Source organism: Paraburkholderia dipogonis, assembly GCF_046027395.1.
Lineage (GTDB): Bacteria > Pseudomonadota > Gammaproteobacteria > Burkholderiales > Burkholderiaceae > Paraburkholderia > Paraburkholderia dipogonis_A.
Map to the genome: position 1 here is coordinate 11,607 of NZ_JAQQEG010000001.1, position 15,648 is coordinate 27,254.

The 15,648-nt window shown below is 61.9% G+C and carries 12 protein-coding genes; 7 read left to right on the forward strand and 5 right to left on the reverse strand.

The genetic code is table 11. The features are described from left to right. Positions 1-419 precede the first annotated feature (419 nt). Complete coding sequence (locus PQR32_RS00060; protein ID WP_408221555.1) at positions 420-4,136, forward strand: YadA-like family protein; 3,717 nt, start codon at positions 420-422, stop codon at positions 4,134-4,136. A gap of 107 nt (positions 4,137-4,243) precedes the next feature. Here the strand turns inward: PQR32_RS00060 and PQR32_RS00065 are convergent, their stop codons facing one another. From PQR32_RS00065 to shiA, 3 genes are all read right to left on the reverse strand, one after another. Next, positions 4,244-4,372, reverse strand: a complete 129-nt coding sequence (locus tag PQR32_RS00065) for an MFS transporter small subunit (RefSeq protein ID WP_106282486.1) — start codon at positions 4,370-4,372, stop codon at positions 4,244-4,246. A 10-nt stretch (positions 4,373-4,382) separates the two neighbouring features. After that, entirely contained in the window at positions 4,383-5,786 is a 1,404-nt protein-coding gene (locus PQR32_RS00070; protein WP_408221556.1) for an L-lactate MFS transporter, read from the reverse strand. Positions 5,787-6,141: 355 nt separating this feature from the next. Continuing rightward, positions 6,142-7,461 (reverse strand): shikimate transporter, encoded by a 1,320-nt coding sequence (gene shiA, locus PQR32_RS00075; protein WP_408221557.1) that lies wholly within the window; start codon positions 7,459-7,461, stop codon positions 6,142-6,144. A gap of 361 nt (positions 7,462-7,822) precedes the next feature. Here shiA and PQR32_RS00080 point away from each other — a divergent pair, with 361 nt between their 5' ends. From PQR32_RS00080 to PQR32_RS00100, 5 genes are all read left to right on the forward strand, one after another. Further along, positions 7,823-8,041 (forward strand): hypothetical protein, encoded by a 219-nt coding sequence (locus tag PQR32_RS00080; protein ID WP_408221558.1) that lies wholly within the window; start codon positions 7,823-7,825, stop codon positions 8,039-8,041. After that, positions 8,019-8,738 (forward strand): GntR family transcriptional regulator, encoded by a 720-nt coding sequence (locus PQR32_RS00085; protein WP_011491078.1) that lies wholly within the window; start codon positions 8,019-8,021, stop codon positions 8,736-8,738. Before PQR32_RS00080 ends, PQR32_RS00085 begins: the two co-directional genes overlap by 23 nt. A gap of 668 nt (positions 8,739-9,406) precedes the next feature. Next, positions 9,407-10,654, forward strand: coding sequence for a formyl-CoA transferase (frc, locus tag PQR32_RS00090; protein ID WP_106282483.1), 1,248 nt, complete (start codon positions 9,407-9,409; stop codon positions 10,652-10,654). A gap of 29 nt (positions 10,655-10,683) precedes the next feature. After that, positions 10,684-11,502, forward strand: coding sequence for a fumarylacetoacetate hydrolase family protein (locus tag PQR32_RS00095; protein WP_408221559.1), 819 nt, complete (start codon positions 10,684-10,686; stop codon positions 11,500-11,502). Between the two features lie 64 nt (positions 11,503-11,566). Beyond that, entirely contained in the window at positions 11,567-12,478 is a 912-nt protein-coding gene (locus tag PQR32_RS00100; RefSeq protein WP_408221560.1) for an NAD(P)(+) transhydrogenase (Re/Si-specific) subunit beta, read from the forward strand. A 65-nt stretch (positions 12,479-12,543) separates the two neighbouring features. Here the strand turns inward: PQR32_RS00100 and PQR32_RS00105 are convergent, their stop codons facing one another. Both PQR32_RS00105 and PQR32_RS00110 read right to left on the reverse strand, forming a co-directional pair. After that, positions 12,544-12,849, reverse strand: a complete 306-nt coding sequence (locus PQR32_RS00105) for an HAD family hydrolase (protein ID WP_408221561.1) — start codon at positions 12,847-12,849, stop codon at positions 12,544-12,546. Between the two features lie 96 nt (positions 12,850-12,945). Then, positions 12,946-13,893 (reverse strand): LysR family transcriptional regulator, encoded by a 948-nt coding sequence (locus PQR32_RS00110; RefSeq protein ID WP_012427868.1) that lies wholly within the window; start codon positions 13,891-13,893, stop codon positions 12,946-12,948. Positions 13,894-14,301: 408 nt separating this feature from the next. Between PQR32_RS00110 and oxlT the strand changes: the two genes are divergently transcribed. Further along, positions 14,302-15,645: an oxalate/formate MFS antiporter gene (gene oxlT / locus PQR32_RS00115; RefSeq protein WP_408221562.1), complete on the forward strand. Its 1,344-nt coding sequence runs from the start codon at positions 14,302-14,304 to the stop codon at positions 15,643-15,645. Positions 15,646-15,648 lie beyond the last annotated feature (3 nt).

The window sequence follows — 15,648 nt, forward strand, 5'->3', positions numbered from 1 at the left end:
GATGGCGTCGTCCGCTGTATCAGTTCGCGCCTCTTCACGTGTAGTTCTCCTGTATGACTTCCGTTTGAGTGTCGAGGGTAGACTCATTGCGATCGGTGTTCGTCCCGCTTGAGAGCACCTTCGGCCGGAATTCGCATTGTCCAACGCGATGACTCGGATAAATTAAAACTGTTGCTTAGCGAGGCCTAGAAACCGTACGCGTTATTTAGGAAATTTGGCATTTTACGTCCTAGGCGGATTAGGCCGCTTTTCCAATATAAGCTAAAAAATAGCTTTCCAAGGTATATTTGTAATCGGCGACTTTGCGGCGTGGTGAAGTCGCAATGCCATCTCAAGTTTCTATTGGATTGAGTCAAATAATTAGGATGACATAGTAAAAATCCTAGTGCATGAATGTTCTATAAAAAGAATTGGGAGGAATGTTGAACAAGTCTCATAAGACCGTATGGAACAAAACGACCCGCACCTACGCGGCCACGTCCGAAGTGACGAAAAGCCGTGGTGCGAAAGGAACGTCGGTATGTGGGTCGCTGGTGGCCGCGAGTGCAGGGCTGCTGAGTGCGTTGGCGTTTTCGCAACCGGCAGCGGCCGGGGAGTGCGCGTCGTCGGAGCAGGACTGTGTCAGCGTTGCGCAGGCGCTGACGGCCGGCCTCGCTGTGCCGGCTGGGGGTGAAACGGGCCAACCTGCGGACCTGGCCACCGCAATCAACAATGCAAGCGTATTCACAGGCAATCCGGCGGTCGTCGCGGCGGCGCGGCCGGCCACCGTCAGCTCGAGTCAAATGGGTTTGCTGGGCGCGAGCACGCCTCCATCCGTAACCGACTATATCGCCGTCAGTCCAAATGTCGTTCGAGGGACTACCACCAGTGCGTCAACCGATATGAACGCGATGGCCATCGGCCCGACGGCCGCTGCAACCGGCTACAACGCGTTGACGGTCGGCGCGGCCTCGATTGCCGGTTCCGACTATTCGACCGCAGTCGGTTCGGCGGCCGCGGTGGCATCGGTGAATTCGACTGCCATCGGCGCGCTGTCGACGGTGGCAGCCTATGCGGATAACTCGGTGGCGATCGGCTACAACTCCCGGTCGGCTGCGATCAATACGATATCGGTGGGTTCGTCCGCGAGCGCCTCGGCGATTGGGTCCGTCGCCATCGGCTATAACACCTACGTCAACGCGATGGCAAAAGATTCGATGGCCATCGGCTCGAATTCATCGGCCAGTGCCGCGGGCTCGGTTGCGCTGGGTCCCGGCTCGATCGCCGACCGCATCAACACCGTATCGGTGGGCAGCCTGGCGCACGGCCGCCAGATTACCTATGTGGCAGCCGGCATGCAGCCTACCGACGCGGTCAACGTCGGCCAGCTTGCCGGCGTGACCGCGGCGCTCGGTGGCGGCGCGTTCATCGACCCGAGCGTCGGCGCGATAGTCGCACCGGCCTATGCCGTTGGCGGGACAACGTACCACGATGTCGGCGCGGCACTCGCCGCGGTTGTTTCAGGCAGCGTCGCCGCCAGTGCCGACTCGCTGCGCTACGACACGCCGAGGCATGACGTGGCGACGCTGGGCGACACGGTCACGCCCGTCAAGCTCACCAATGTCGCGGACGCCACGTTGAGCGGCGCCAGTAAGGATGCCGTGACCGGCGCGCAGCTCTACGGCACCAATCAGGCGGTCGCGCAAAATACGACGGACATCGTCAACGTCACGAATAAGATCAACAACGGCACGATGGGGCTGCTTCAGCAAGACTCGGTTTCGCGCGATCTGACCGTGGCGAAGGGCACGGACGGCAAGCGCGTCGATTTCACCGGAACCGCGGGCTCGCGTGAGCTGCTCGGCGTGGCGGCGGGCACGGCCGCGAGTTCGGCGGCGAACGTGGGGCAGCTCGGTCAGGCGGTCGCGTCGCTCGGCGGTGGCGCGACAGTGACGGCCAACGGCTCGGTAGCCGGCCCCACGTACCATGTGCAAGCGGGCACGCAGACCACGGTCGGCAGCGCGCTCAGTTCGCTCGATACAGGCCTGTCGTCGTTGCAGACGCAGATCAACATTGGCACCGTCGGCCTCGTCACGCAGAATCCCGCTTCTCGCGACATTCTTGTCGGCGCGGCCACGGGCGGGACTCGCGTCAACGTCGCAGGAACGGACGGGAAACGCGTGATCTCCGGCGTGGCGCCCGGTGCGATCAGCACCATCAGCAGCGAAGCAGTCAACGGCGCGCAACTCTATGCGAGTACTGCCAACACGGCAGCGGCGCTCGGCGGCGGCTCGGTGGTCAACGTGGACGGGTCGCTCAAAAAGCCCGTGTATAGCATCGGCGGAAGTACCTATAACGACGTGGGTTCCGCGCTCGCGGCCGCCATCACGACCAGCACGCAGGCGGGCGCCGATGCGGTTCGGTACGATTCGACGGCGCACGACAGCGTCACGTTGGGCAGCATCGCCGCGCCGGTTCGTATCACCAACGTGCGCGCCGCGAATCTCGCTGCCGACAGTTCGGACGCCGTCAACGGCGCGCAGTTGTTCACCACGAATCAGGCCGTTGCGCAGAACACCGGCAGCATCGCGAACCTCGATCAGCGCGTTACGGATAACACGACGAACATCAGCAATCTCGACCAGCGCGTCGCCGACAACACGACGAACATCAGCAATCTCGATCAGCGCACCACGACGATCGAAGGCGACGTGAGCAACATCACCAACCAGATCACCAATGGCGAGATCGGGCTCGTTCAGCAGGATCAGACGTCGCGCAATCTTACCGTCGCGAAGGACACGGACGGCGCGCGCGTCGATTTCAGCGGCACTGGCGGCGCACGTGAACTGACCGGGATTGCGGCGGGCACAACGGATGCGTCCGCGGTCAATCTCGGCCAGTTCAAACCGACGGTGGCCGCGTTGGGCGGCGGCGCCCAGATCAACGCCGACGGTTCTGTGACCGGCCCCAGCTATCACATGCAGGGCGGCACGCAAACCACCGTCGGCGACGCGCTCGGCTCGCTCGACGACGGCCTCAGCACCTTGCAGCAGAACATGGCGACCGGCGGCATCGGGATGGTCACGCAAGACAAGGTGTCACGTGTCATCAATGTCGGTGCAATCACGGACGGCAATCTGATCAACATGGCCGGCACAGCGGGCAACCGCGTCGTCACAGGCGTGGCAGCCGGCGCCGTCGGTCCGGCCAGCAGCGATGCGGTCAATGGTTCGCAACTGTATGCGCAGTCGGCGAGCACGGCGGTGGCACTCGGCGGCGGGTCGACCGTCAACGCGGACGGTTCGGTGACGGCGCCGTCGTATCGGGTGGGCGGCACGGTCGTGAACAATGTCGGCAGCGCGATCACCAACCTGGATGGCCGCGTCACGCAGAACAGCAGCGATATTGCCGGTCTGCAGACCACCGTTGGCAACCTTGGCGGCGCGGTCGCGAATGCGGTGCAGTACGACAGCTCGGCGCATAACCGGATCACGCTCGGCGGTACGGCGGGCAATGCGCCGAAGGTACAACTGACCAATCTGCAGGACGGCGCGCTATCGGCCACCAGCACCGACGCAGTGACCGGCGCTCAACTCTGGAACACCAATCAGACTGTCAGCAGTCTTAGCCAGCAGATCAACGTGGTGCGGAATACTCAGAACACCGGCAGTCCCTATGTCGCCGTCACCAGTTCCGGCAACGCGGCGCAGGCGATCGGCAACGGTTCTGTGGCGATCGGTGGCGGCTCCAAAGCATCGGCGCCGAATTCGGTCGCGATCGGCGAGGGCTCGGTGGCCGATGTGACGAACACGGTTTCTGTCGGGTCGTCCGGCAGCGAGCGCCGCATTACCAACGTCGCGGCCGGGCAGGGGCCGACCGACGCCGTCAACATGCAGCAGTTTCAGGGCGGCTTGAGCGACATGGCGCGCAACGCGTACTCCGGAACGGCATCGGCGCTGGCGCTGACCTCGATCCCCGAAGTCGATGCCACCAAGAACCTCGCAATCGGCGTCGGAACAGCCGGTTACAAGGGCTATCAGGCGGTGGCGGTGGGGCTGTCGGCACGCGTCACGCAGAGTTTGAAGGTGAAACTCGGCGCGGGCATCAGTTCCGCCACGACCGCGGTCACGGCCGGCGCGGCGTATCAGTGGTAGCGGGGGGGCGGGAAATCGGCGCGGTTGAAATGCGCCGGTAGACAGTCAGCGAGTCATATTCGCTGCAGGCACCCCGCCGTCTGAACGCGCGGGGTGCCGAACCACATTCACTTGAAGAGCTTCATCGCCTGCGAGAGTGTATTGACCACGCCCCATGCCAGCGGCAGCGTCACATACAGCCAGAAGACGGCGAGTTTGACCTTGCTGGTCTGATTCACTGCTTGAATGGTCGACATGCGAGTCTCCTTAAGCGCCTTTGGCGAGTTGTGCGTCGGTCATGTGGTGCTTGTCATCCACACGCTTGATCAGCAGGTTGCAGACAAAGCCAATGACGAGCAGCACGGCCATGATGTGAACAGTCATCGTGTAGGCGTCCGCCTTGGCGACGCCTTGCGCGACTTCATAGGCGCGAATGTAGTTCACCAGCACTGGACCGGCGACGCCCGCCGCGGCCCACGCCGTCAGCAGACGTCCGTGAATGCCGCCGACGAACGCCGTGCCGAACATGTCGGCGAGATACGCCGGCACGGTGGAGAAGCCTCCGCCGTACATCGTGAGGATCACGCAGTAGGCGAGCACGAAGAGGGCGATGTGCCCCGACGCCGCAAAACCGGGCACGAGGTAGTACAGCACCGCGCCGAGCGCGAAGAAGATGAAGTAGGTGTTCTTACGGCCGATCCAGTCCGACGCCGACGCCCACACGAAACGGCCGCCCATGTTGAAGAGCGACAGCAGGCCGACGAAACCGGCCGCCGCGGCTGCCGTCACCGTGTCCTTGAAGCTCTCCTGAATCATCACCGAGGCCTGGCCGAGAATGCCGATGCCGGCCGTCACGTTCAGGAACAGCACGAGCCAGATCAGATAGAACTGCGGCGTCTTCAACGCCTGATCGATATGCACATGGTTGCGCGAGATCATCTTGCCCTGACTGGTCGCGCTCGGCGTCCAGCCGGCTGGCTTCCAGTCAGCCGGCGGCACGCGGATCGCGAGTGCGCCGATCGTCATCGAGATGAAGTAGGCGATGCCGAGCACGACGAACGTCTCGGCCACGCCGATGCTGGTGGCGCTGCGGAAGTGGTTCATCAACGCCACCGACAATGGCGCGGCAATCATCGCGCCGCCGCCGAAGCCCATGATGGCCATGCCGGTCGCCATACCGCGGCGGTCCGGGAACCAGCGGATCAGCGTGGACACCGGCGACACGTAGCCGAGGCCCAGCCCGATTCCGCCGATCACGCCGTAGCCGAGATAGAGCAGCACGATCTGATGCAGATACACGCCGAGCGCGGAAACCAGGAAGCCGCCGCCGAAGCAGCATGCGGCGGTAAACATCGTGCGGCGCGGGCCGACGCGTTCGAGCCACTTGCCGGCGAAAGCCGCCGACAAACCGAGAAACACGATCGCCAGCGAAAAGATCCAGCCGAGCGACGTCAGCGACCAGTCATCCGCGGTGGATTGCGTGATGCCGATGACTTTCGTCAGCGGGCCGTTGAACACGGAAAAGGCATACGCCTGGCCGATACAGAGGTGGACGGCAAGAGCCGCGGGCGGAACCATCCAGCGCGAAAAGCCTGGCTTCGCAACGGTGGCCTGTTTGGAAAAGAAGGGGGTAGAGCCTGAATTCCCGCTCGGCTCAGTGATACTGCTCATGGTCGGTCTCCGGGGTGACGAATTAGTTGTTATCGGCGCTTCACACCAAATGCTTGAGGTCTCGCGGCGTAAAAATTGTGGGTTTTGATGCCGTCAATATATGTAATTTTATTGCATATGGCGTGCCTTATTTCGCGACGAAATCGGCTTCGTCGAACGATAGGTCGCGATCAAGCCCTTGGCAATATGAGATGCAAATACATAAGGTGTTTGCCTGGTGAAACGCGACCGTAATTTGTCAAATCGCGGCTTGGCAGGCGGCTGTCCGGAATAAACTACCGTGCGCGCAAAGCAAAGCGGGCCGGCCGTGGCACATTTCGCCCCGCCGGCCCGCTTATCAGTGATCGAGGGAAACTCAGGCGATGGTACGCCCGGTCTTCATTCTGGCCGCCACGAGCACCGAGATCAGGCAGCCGACGGCCAGGTACGCGGCCACCGGATGCCACGAGCCGCCGGCAAAGCTCACCAGCGCGACCGCGATGAACGGCGTGAAGCCGCCGCCGACCACGCTCGCCACCTGATAACCCACACCCGCGCCGCTGTAGCGATACTCGGTGCCGAACAGTTCGGTGAACATCGGCTGCTGCACGCTGACCACCATGTCGTGCGCGATGTTCGCGAGCATGACGGCGAACACCACGATCCACACCGTCGAGCGTGCTTCGAGCGCAAGAAAGAACGGTATCGCGCTCAGCATGCCGACCAGCGCGCCGGCGATATACACGCGACGGCGGCCGAAACGGTCCGCCAGCAACGCGAAGCACGGAATTGTCACGCAGCTCAGCGCGCCGACCAACAGACCGATGGTGAGGAAGAACTCGCGCGGCATGTGCAGATTCGCCGTCGAGTAATTCAGTGCGAATGCGGTCACGATATACATCGTGAACAACTCGGCGAGACGCAGCGCGATGATCAGCAGGAACGCCTTCGGATGCCGCAGCAAGGCTTCGACGATCGGCAGGCGCACGCTGCGTTCACCGTGCTTGCCGACTTTCTCGACGAACTCCTTCGACTCTTCCATGCTCGAGCGGATCCATAGCGCGATCAGCACCAGCACCACGCTGAACAGGAAGGGCAGGCGCCAGCCCCAGCTCAGGAACGAGGCGTTGTCCATTGAACGGCTGATCAGCGCGACCAGTCCGGTCGAGAGCACGAGACCCACGCCGTAGCCGACCTGCACGCCGCTGCTGTAGAACGCTTTCTTCTTCTCCGGCGCGCTTTCGACCGCCATCAACGCCGCGCCGCCCCATTCGCCGCCGACCGCGAAGCCCTGGATCGCACGCAAGGTCACGAGCAGCACCGGCGCCCACCAGCCGATGGTGGCGAACGACGGCAGCAGGCCGATCGCGGCGGTCGACAGGCCCATCATCATCACCGTGAGCACCAGCATGCGCTTGCGTCCGAGCCGGTCGCCGTAGTGTCCGAACACGAAGCCGCCGAGAGGACGGAACAGAAAGCCGACGCCGAAGGTGGCGAAGGCGGCGAGCGTACCCATCGCCGGGCTGACCTTGGGGAAAAACTCGGAGTTGAAAACGAGCGCGGCGACGATGCCGTACAGCAGGAAGTCGTACCAGTCGACCACGGCGCCGACAAAGCTGCCGACCGCCGCCTGGCGGGCCTGGCTGCGCGCTTTGCGGTTGTCGACCGTGGCGGCCGTCGGGAGGGTGGTGCTCATGACAATGTCTCCTTGAAACTCTCGGGCTGCTGAGGTCGCGCGGCGGCCACAGGCTGTGGCCGCTCGCGAGCGATTGCAGGATGTGCGAAGGTTAATGATGCGGAGCCGATCCCACAATCCGCATGCGTTCGAAATTGCGCGATCATCGAACGCAACTGCGCGCATAGCGCGCGTTTTGCGCGTTTACACCGAGCGCCGCGCGTGCATGCATTGCGACGAACCACCAAGGAGCAGCCCGTGCTACCGTGAGGATGTAATCCTAAAACAACAGTTACTGATATACTACATACGGAATATTGATTTTTGCGGCACTGCAGCATATGATTGAGTCATTCCTTCACTCAATCATTCGGAGTTACAAATGGAATTTGTTCCTCTCTCGCTGTTCGCCGTTGCTGTTGTTGGTTTAGGCTCAGCCGCCACTGTGCTGTTGACCCGCTGGATTCCGCGGCAGGTCGCCCAGCTTGCAGCGCAACATGGCCGCTTCGTCGGTCTCGGCGAGCAACGCGCGGCAGTGGCAACGCCGTATCGTGCGCATGTTCAACAAGAGGCGATGAATGTCGTCAGAACTTCAAACTGAAGCAGTGGCCACACCGTTGACGTTGTCATTGCAGCCGATCGGCGCGAGCGCGAGCTTACGCGATCAGGCATATGCGATGCTCCGTCAGGCCATCGCCGACGCGGACATCTACCAGAACCGCGAAGAAATCCGGCTCGACGAGCGGGTGTTGAGCGAGTCGCTCGGCGTCAGCCGCACGCCGGTGCGCGAGGCCATGACGCTGCTCGAACAGGAAGGTTTTCTGCGCATGGTGCCGCGGCGCGGCATCTATATCGTGCGCAAGAGCAAGCGTGAAATCGTCGAGATGATCCAGATGTGGGCCGCGCTCGAAAGCATGGCGGCGCGTCTTGCCACATTGCACGCCACGGACGAGGAAATCGCCCGTCTGCGTCACATGTTCGACAACTTCCGCGACGCCACGCCGGCTGAGCACATCGCCGAGTATTCGGACGCCAACATCGCGTTTCACCAGGCGATCGTCGAGTTGTCCAAGTCGCAGATCATTCTCGACACGATCAAGAACATCTTCATCCACGTGCGCGCGATTCGCCGCATGACCATTTCGCAGAGCGACCGCGCGTCGCGCTCGATCGTCGATCATCTGCGCATTATCGAGGCGCTGGAGCAGCGGGATACCGAACTGGCCGAGCGTCTCACGCGCCAGCATTCGCTGGATCTGGCCGCGTTCGTCGAGGCGAATTGCGATTTTCTGGACTGACGGCTGCCTGCCCAGGTGGCGTCTGACCGGCGAGTTGAACAAGAAGGGCCCGCGGTGGAAACGCCGCGGGCTTTTTTTTTTGTTTACCGCCAAACCAACGTGCACGGGGCCGTGCGCGCGATGCGGGATTAACCTCGCTTGACGGTCTTAAAAATATGGTATGTGATATATCAAATGACGCGAGAGATTAGAGCGACTCGGTGTTTTCCCTCAACCAAACCCCGAAACCGTCGGCACTTTTTCGCTGTAACGCCTCAGCAGACAAGTAAGAGAAGCAGATAGCCCGTTACGAGTACGTAGAAATCCAGCTTGATTGAATGTGATATATCACATACGGTATGGAGCAAGGGCAGCCGGACGTCAATGTCGCGGACGTTTTTCGAAGCGTGCGCCTCCGTCGACCACCCTTGCGCAACCGATCGACCCAGGAGCCGACCATGTCCGCAGTTGCGTCATCCCCGCATTCACCAGCCACGGGCATCACGATGCGCGACCCCACGCTCGAGCAGAAGGCGCACGCTGCCGGCACATTGCCCCGCGCTCGCGAAGCGACTCGTCGCACCGGCCGTTCTGCGGTCGGGAACACCAGGTTCGACCCACGCGGATATGCGCCGGGCACCAAAAACCAAAGCACGGACAAATAAGACGCACCCTTCAGGAGACAGGACATGAGCAAAGCACTCGACGGTGTGCGCATTCTCGACTTCACGCATGTGCAATCCGGGCCCACCTGCACGCAACTGCTTGCATGGTTCGGCGCGGACGTGATCAAGGTGGAGCGGGCGGGCGCGGGCGACATCACGCGTGAGCAGTTGCGCGATATTCCCGATGTGGACAGCCTCTACTTCACGATGCTCAACCACAACAAGCGTTCCGTCACGATCGATACGAAGAACCCTGAAGGCAAGCAGGTGCTCGAAGCGCTGATCCAGAAATGCGACGTGCTCGTCGAGAACTTCGCGCCGGGCGCGCTGGACCGCATGGGCTTCACGTGGGAGCGGATTCAGGAGTTGAATCCGCGCATGATCGTCGCGTCGGTGAAGGGCTTCGGCCCTGGGCCGTACGAGGACTGCAAGGTCTACGAGAATGTCGCGCAATGCGCGGGCGGCGCGGCCTCGACCACCGGCTTCGACGACGGCCCGCCGGTCGTGACGGGCGCGCAGATCGGCGACAGCGGCACCGGCTTGCATCTGGCGCTCGGTATCGTCACGGCGCTTTATCAGCGCACGCACAGCGGACGCGGTCAGCGCGTACTCGCCGCGATGCAGGACGGCGTGCTCAATCTGTGCCGCGTGAAGTTGCGCGATCAGCAGCGGCTCGAACGCACCGGCGTGATGAAAGAGTATCCGCAATATCCGAACGGAGAGTTCGGTGAAGCGGTGCCGCGCGCGGGCAATGCGTCGGGCGGCGGTCAGCCGGGCTGGATCCTGAAGTGCAAGGGCTGGGAGACGGACCCCAACGCGTATATCTACTTCATCACGCAGGCGCCGGTGTGGGCGAAGATCTGCAACGTGATTGGCAAGGAGGAGTGGGCCACGGATCCCAACTACGCGACGCCCGCCGCGCGTCTGCCGCATCTGAAGGACATCTTCGCCGAGATCGAACGCTGGACCATGACGAAGACCAAGTTCGAGGCCATGCAGATTCTCAACAAGTACGACATTCCGTGCGGACCGATTCTGTCGATGAAGGAGATCGCGGAGGAACCGTCGTTGCGCAAAACCGGCACGATTGTCGAAGTGGATCATCCGACTCGCGGCAAGTATCTGACAGTTGGTAATCCTATCAAATTGTCCGACAGTCCGACCGAAGTCACGCGCTCACCGTTGCTGGGTGAACATACCGACGAAGTCATGGCCGAACTCGGCTATTCGCCTGAACAGGTCAGCGCATTGCGCACTGCCGGTGCGATCTAGGCCTGATCCAGGCAAATACGGAGCGACGTATGGATACATGGATGCGGTTCATGTCGAGCGACGGCGGCGTCGTGTTCGGCCGTGTGGAAGGTGGCTACCTGCACGAGTATGAAAGCCTGGAGCACCCGGTGCCGACCGGCGCCGTACTGTCGACGCGCGCGCTGACGCCGCTCGCGCCGTGCGCGCCCGGCACGATCGTCGCGTTGTGGAACAACTATCACGCGCTGGCGGCCAAGCTCGACAAGCCAGTGCCGGCGCACCCGCTTTTCCTGTTGAAGCCCGCGGGTTCGGTGATCGGCTCGGGTGAGCCGATCCGGCGGCCGCTCAGCTACGCCGGCAAGATCGTCTATGAAGGCGAACTCGGCATCGTGATCGGGCGGCGCTGCCGCGATGCGAGTGTCGAAGAGGCGGCCGAAGCGATTTTCGGCTACACGCTCGTCAACGATGTGACTGCTGCCGATCTGCTGAATGAAAATCCGCACTTTCCGCAATGGTGCCGGGCGAAGGGCTTCGATACGTTCTGCTGTATCGGGCCGGCGATCGTCTCCGGTTTCGACTGGCAGCAAGCGCGTCTTGTCACGATGCTCGATGGCGTGGAGCGGCAGAACTATCCGCTCGCCGACATGGTTTTCTCGCCCGCCGAACAGGTGAGTCTTATCTCGCAGGATCTCGCGCTCGAGCCGGGCGATGTGATCGCGTGCGGGACGTCGGTCGGCGTCGGCTCGATCAAGGATGGCGCGACGGTGTCGATTACCGTCGACGGGATCGGCACGCTGAGCAATACCTTGAGCGTCGCGCGCGCGGGCTCTGCGGCGGGCGCGGAGCCAGTCGTGGCAGGCGCTGTCTGAACGGTTGACCGGTTGCGCGATCCGTTGGCATCGCGCCCATGCATTCCGACACGGAGAAGCACGCATGCCGCTAGCGTATGACAGTACCGTGTGGTGTTCGCTGGCTGTGGTGTTGGCTTCCGTATTGGCCGTTGCGCTTGCCGCAGTCGGGCAATTGCCGCTCGAACGGCGACCGAAGCGCCGTCCTGACTGGCACGCCGGTGCATTGGCCGCCGCGCTCGCGGGGCTTCTCGCAGCCGGCATGGGCGCGAGTAACGGTGTGGTCTGCGCCGCCGTGGCGGGCGCGGTGCTCGGCGCGTGGCTGGTGCGCCGGCGCAATTTGACGCGGCGCCCGCGCCTCGTTGCGCTGTTGGGCAGCAGCATGGGGCTCGCTGTGATGTCGGGCGGCTTCGCGCGTTATCTGTCGTCGGCGGCGCAGGCGAATGTCGAGCGCATCGAACTCTATGTCGCCGTGTTCATCGGCGCATTGATCTTTGCCACCTCGGCCATTGCGTTCTGCAAACTGCGCGGTGCGCTGCAGTTCGGCGCGGTGGTGCGTCCGGGGCACGGTATCGTCAATCTGCTTGCGCTGTCGCTGTGTGGTTGGCTCGGTTACGGATTCGTGACGGAACACGCGCAGCCATTCGGACTCGCCGCGCTACTCGCGATGAGCGCGCTCGCTTGTGCGATGGGTGTGCATCTCATGCTCAGCCGCGAGTATTCCGACAGTCACGAGCATGGTCACGATTCAGGCGCGCTCGCCTTTTCCGCGCGGTGCCATAGCTTGACGATGGGCAAGCGCGGGCTGTTGGCACGAATCGAATGGCACGGTGGGGAAGAGCAGGCTTGGACATTGCGCGACGTAGCGCAAGGCAATGTGCGCACGGCCGCTTACCCGCATCGGCGAAATGGGAGCCATGGCCTGAACACGGAACGGCGGCAACGTGCGTGCGCCGGCCACCGGCCGGCTCGCGCTACAACACGGCGCACGCCATGAATGCACACATGCGGCGAACGGCAGGCACGGCGGCGCGTCTCGGGATCGTGATTCCGCCGACGCCCTCAGTCGCCTGTCGCGGCGAACTCGCTGAAGTACTGAGTCTTCTTGTGCAGAATCATTTGAGCGAGAAAATCCGCATCGTAGGCGCGATGCAGATGGGCGTGAAACCGTTCGATATAGGCAGTAATTCGAGCCGCCTCGCTGTTGAATTCCTTGAGCACGTCGAGGGTGGCGCGATCCCAGCGGAAGCGCAGGCCGAGGTCGCTGAAGGCGGCGTTGTACGCGCTCAGGTGGGCGTCGTCGGGATGGATTGCGGCAACGCGAGCAGTGCGCGCGCTGGGCTGAGACTCAACCGAAGCGTGATTCATGACCGGCCTCCTGGGCTGACGAGTGATGGAACTCGCTTGCAGCATAGAAGTCCTGACGAATCCGCAATAGTTAAAGTTTCATTGGTTCTCCATAGCCTACTGCTTATACACGCTCAATTCCTTGACGCGTGTGATCTTCTCGATCAGATTCGCGCCTTCCTCCATCAGGAAGCGTTTGAAGGCCACGGCCACCGGCGGCAGGCGCTTGTTCTTGCGATGCACCACGTACCAGTTGAGCATGACCGGAAAGCTCTCGACGTCGAGCACGACCAGATGGCCGAGCTGCAATTCGAGGCTGATGGTATGCGCGGACAGAAAGGCGATGCCCATGCCCGCGATGACGGCTTGCTTGATCGTCTCGGTGCTCTTGATCTCCATGGCGATCTTGAGGTTGGCAAGACGCCCGGCGAAGCCTTCTTCCATCGAATTCCACGTGTCCGAGCCGCGCTCCCGCACGATAAACGCTTCGTTCGCCAACTGGCTGAACTTGATGTTGCGCTTGTTTGCGAGCGGATGCGTGGGCGCCGCCACGATCACATAAGGGTGCGGCGCGAACGGCTCGTTGGTCGCGTCGGTCTCGTGCGGCGGGCGCACCATCACCGCGAGATCGGTCTGGTTAGTGGCGAGCTGATGCAGCAGTTCCTCGCGATTGTGCACGGCGAGATTGAGCACGACGCCCGAGTAGCGGCGCGTGAATTCAGCGAGCAACCGCGGAAAGAAGTAATCGCCGGCGCTGATCACCGCGACATTCAGCTTGCCGCCGGAGACGCCCTTGAGCTGACTCATCGCTTCGTCGACTTCGTGGAATTGCTGGATGATCGCGCGGCTGTAGTGAAGCATTTCGGTGCCGGCCGGCGTCAGATAGATTTTTTTGCCGAGTTGTTCGAACAGCGGCAGCCCGGCGTGTTCCTCGAGTTGCCGGACCTGGGTGGAGACGGCCGGCTGTGTGAGGTGCAGTTCCTCGGCGGCGCGCGAGAAGCTCAGGTGGCGCGCCACCGTTTCGAAAACCTTCAGTTGCCGCAGAGTCGCATTCCGCATCGTCATGACCGATGTATAAGCAAATGTGAATCAACATAATAACAAACTTTAATTATTAGTAATTCAGCAATGACCCTAGCATGGCTCTGTATAAGAAAGCGGAATTGCCGCCCGCCAAGTTGGCGAAAAGCTCGGGTTAACGCTTGGATTTGAGGCATCTCGGACAAATCAGCCGGCGCCTCGTGGTTAAAAAACATTAATTGATCGGAATAAAGCACTTCCCGGAAAGCGATGAATTAAGCCGATCTATTTTTTAAAGCGGCGAATTAAAGACGCAAATATCAAATATTCCCCGACAGCACGGCTTTTCGGGTCAAAACCAAAAGGTGGGACGCATACAGCGCGGCGTGTCGCCGAGGGGATCTCCTTCGGGACGTTGGCCGGTTGCACCAATAAATAGTGGAGACAAGGCTCATGGACGATATCAGTCAGCAGACTACGACCCGCGCGTTTTGGGGGAACCGTTGGTGGCAACTCGTCATCGGCATGGTGTGCATGGCACTGGTGGCCAATCTTCAATACGCCTGGACGTTGTTCGTCACGCCGATGAACGCGCGGCATCACTGGGGCGAAGCGTCCATTCAACTCGCCTTCGCGATCTTCATCCTCACTGAAACATGGCTCGTGCCGCTCGAAGGCTGGCTCGTCGACAGGTTCGGACCACGGCCCGTTGTCGCGGTTGGCGCCATTTGCGCGGGCATTGCGTGGGTGATGAATTCGTATATCACGACCTTGCCGATGCTGTACGTCTCCGCGGTCATCGCCGGCATCGGTGCGGGCGGCGTGTACGGCACGTGCGTGGGCAATGCGTTGAAATGGTTTCCCGACAAGCGCGGACTTGCCGCGGGTCTCACGGCTGCGGGCTTCGGCGCGGGCGCCGCGGTGACGGTGATCCCGATCGCGAACATGATCACGCGTTCGGGCTATGAGCACACGTTCTTCTTCTTCGGCATGCTGCAAGGTGGATGCATTCTGGCGCTCGCGCTACTGTTGAAGAAACCGACCTTGCGCCAGCAAGCCGCACCGAAGAAGAAGTTCGCCGTCACGAAGGTCGACTTCACGCCGGGGCAGATGATCAAGACGCCGGTGTTCTGGGTGATCTACGTGTCGTTCGTGGCAGTGGCCGCAGGCGGTTTGATGGCGACCGCGCAGATCGGGCCGATCGCGAAAGACTGGGGCCTCGCACGCATCCCGATGACGATCTTCGGCATGACCTTGCCGCTGCTTACCGCCACGCTTTCCATCGACAACGTCTGCAACGGCTTTACGCGTCCGCTGTGCGGCTTTATCTCCGACAAGCTCGGCCGCGAAAACACGATGTTCGTGATCTTCATCGGCGAGGGCCTCGCGTTGCTCGGCTTGATGCAATACGGCACCAACCCCTATGCGTTCATGACGTTCGCTGCGTTGATCTTCCTGTTCTGGGGCGAAATCTTCTCGATCTTCCCGGCGATCTGTGCCGATACCTTCGGTAGCAAATACGCCGCGGCCAACGCAGGCACGTTGTACACCGCCAAGGGCACGGCTTCGCTGCTGGTGCCGATTGCCTCGGTACTGTCGGCGACGGGCGGCTGGAGTCTCGTCTTCATCGTCTCCGCCGTCGTGACGATCGCCGCGGGCATCTCGGCGAAATTCATACTCGCGCCGATGCGCTCGCGCTGGATCGAATCGCACAATGAGCCGCAGGGTGTGCTGGCCGTTGCCGGCAACGGCAAGGCGTCGCGGTTGAGCCACTGGCCTGAGCAGACAGGGGAATAGCGT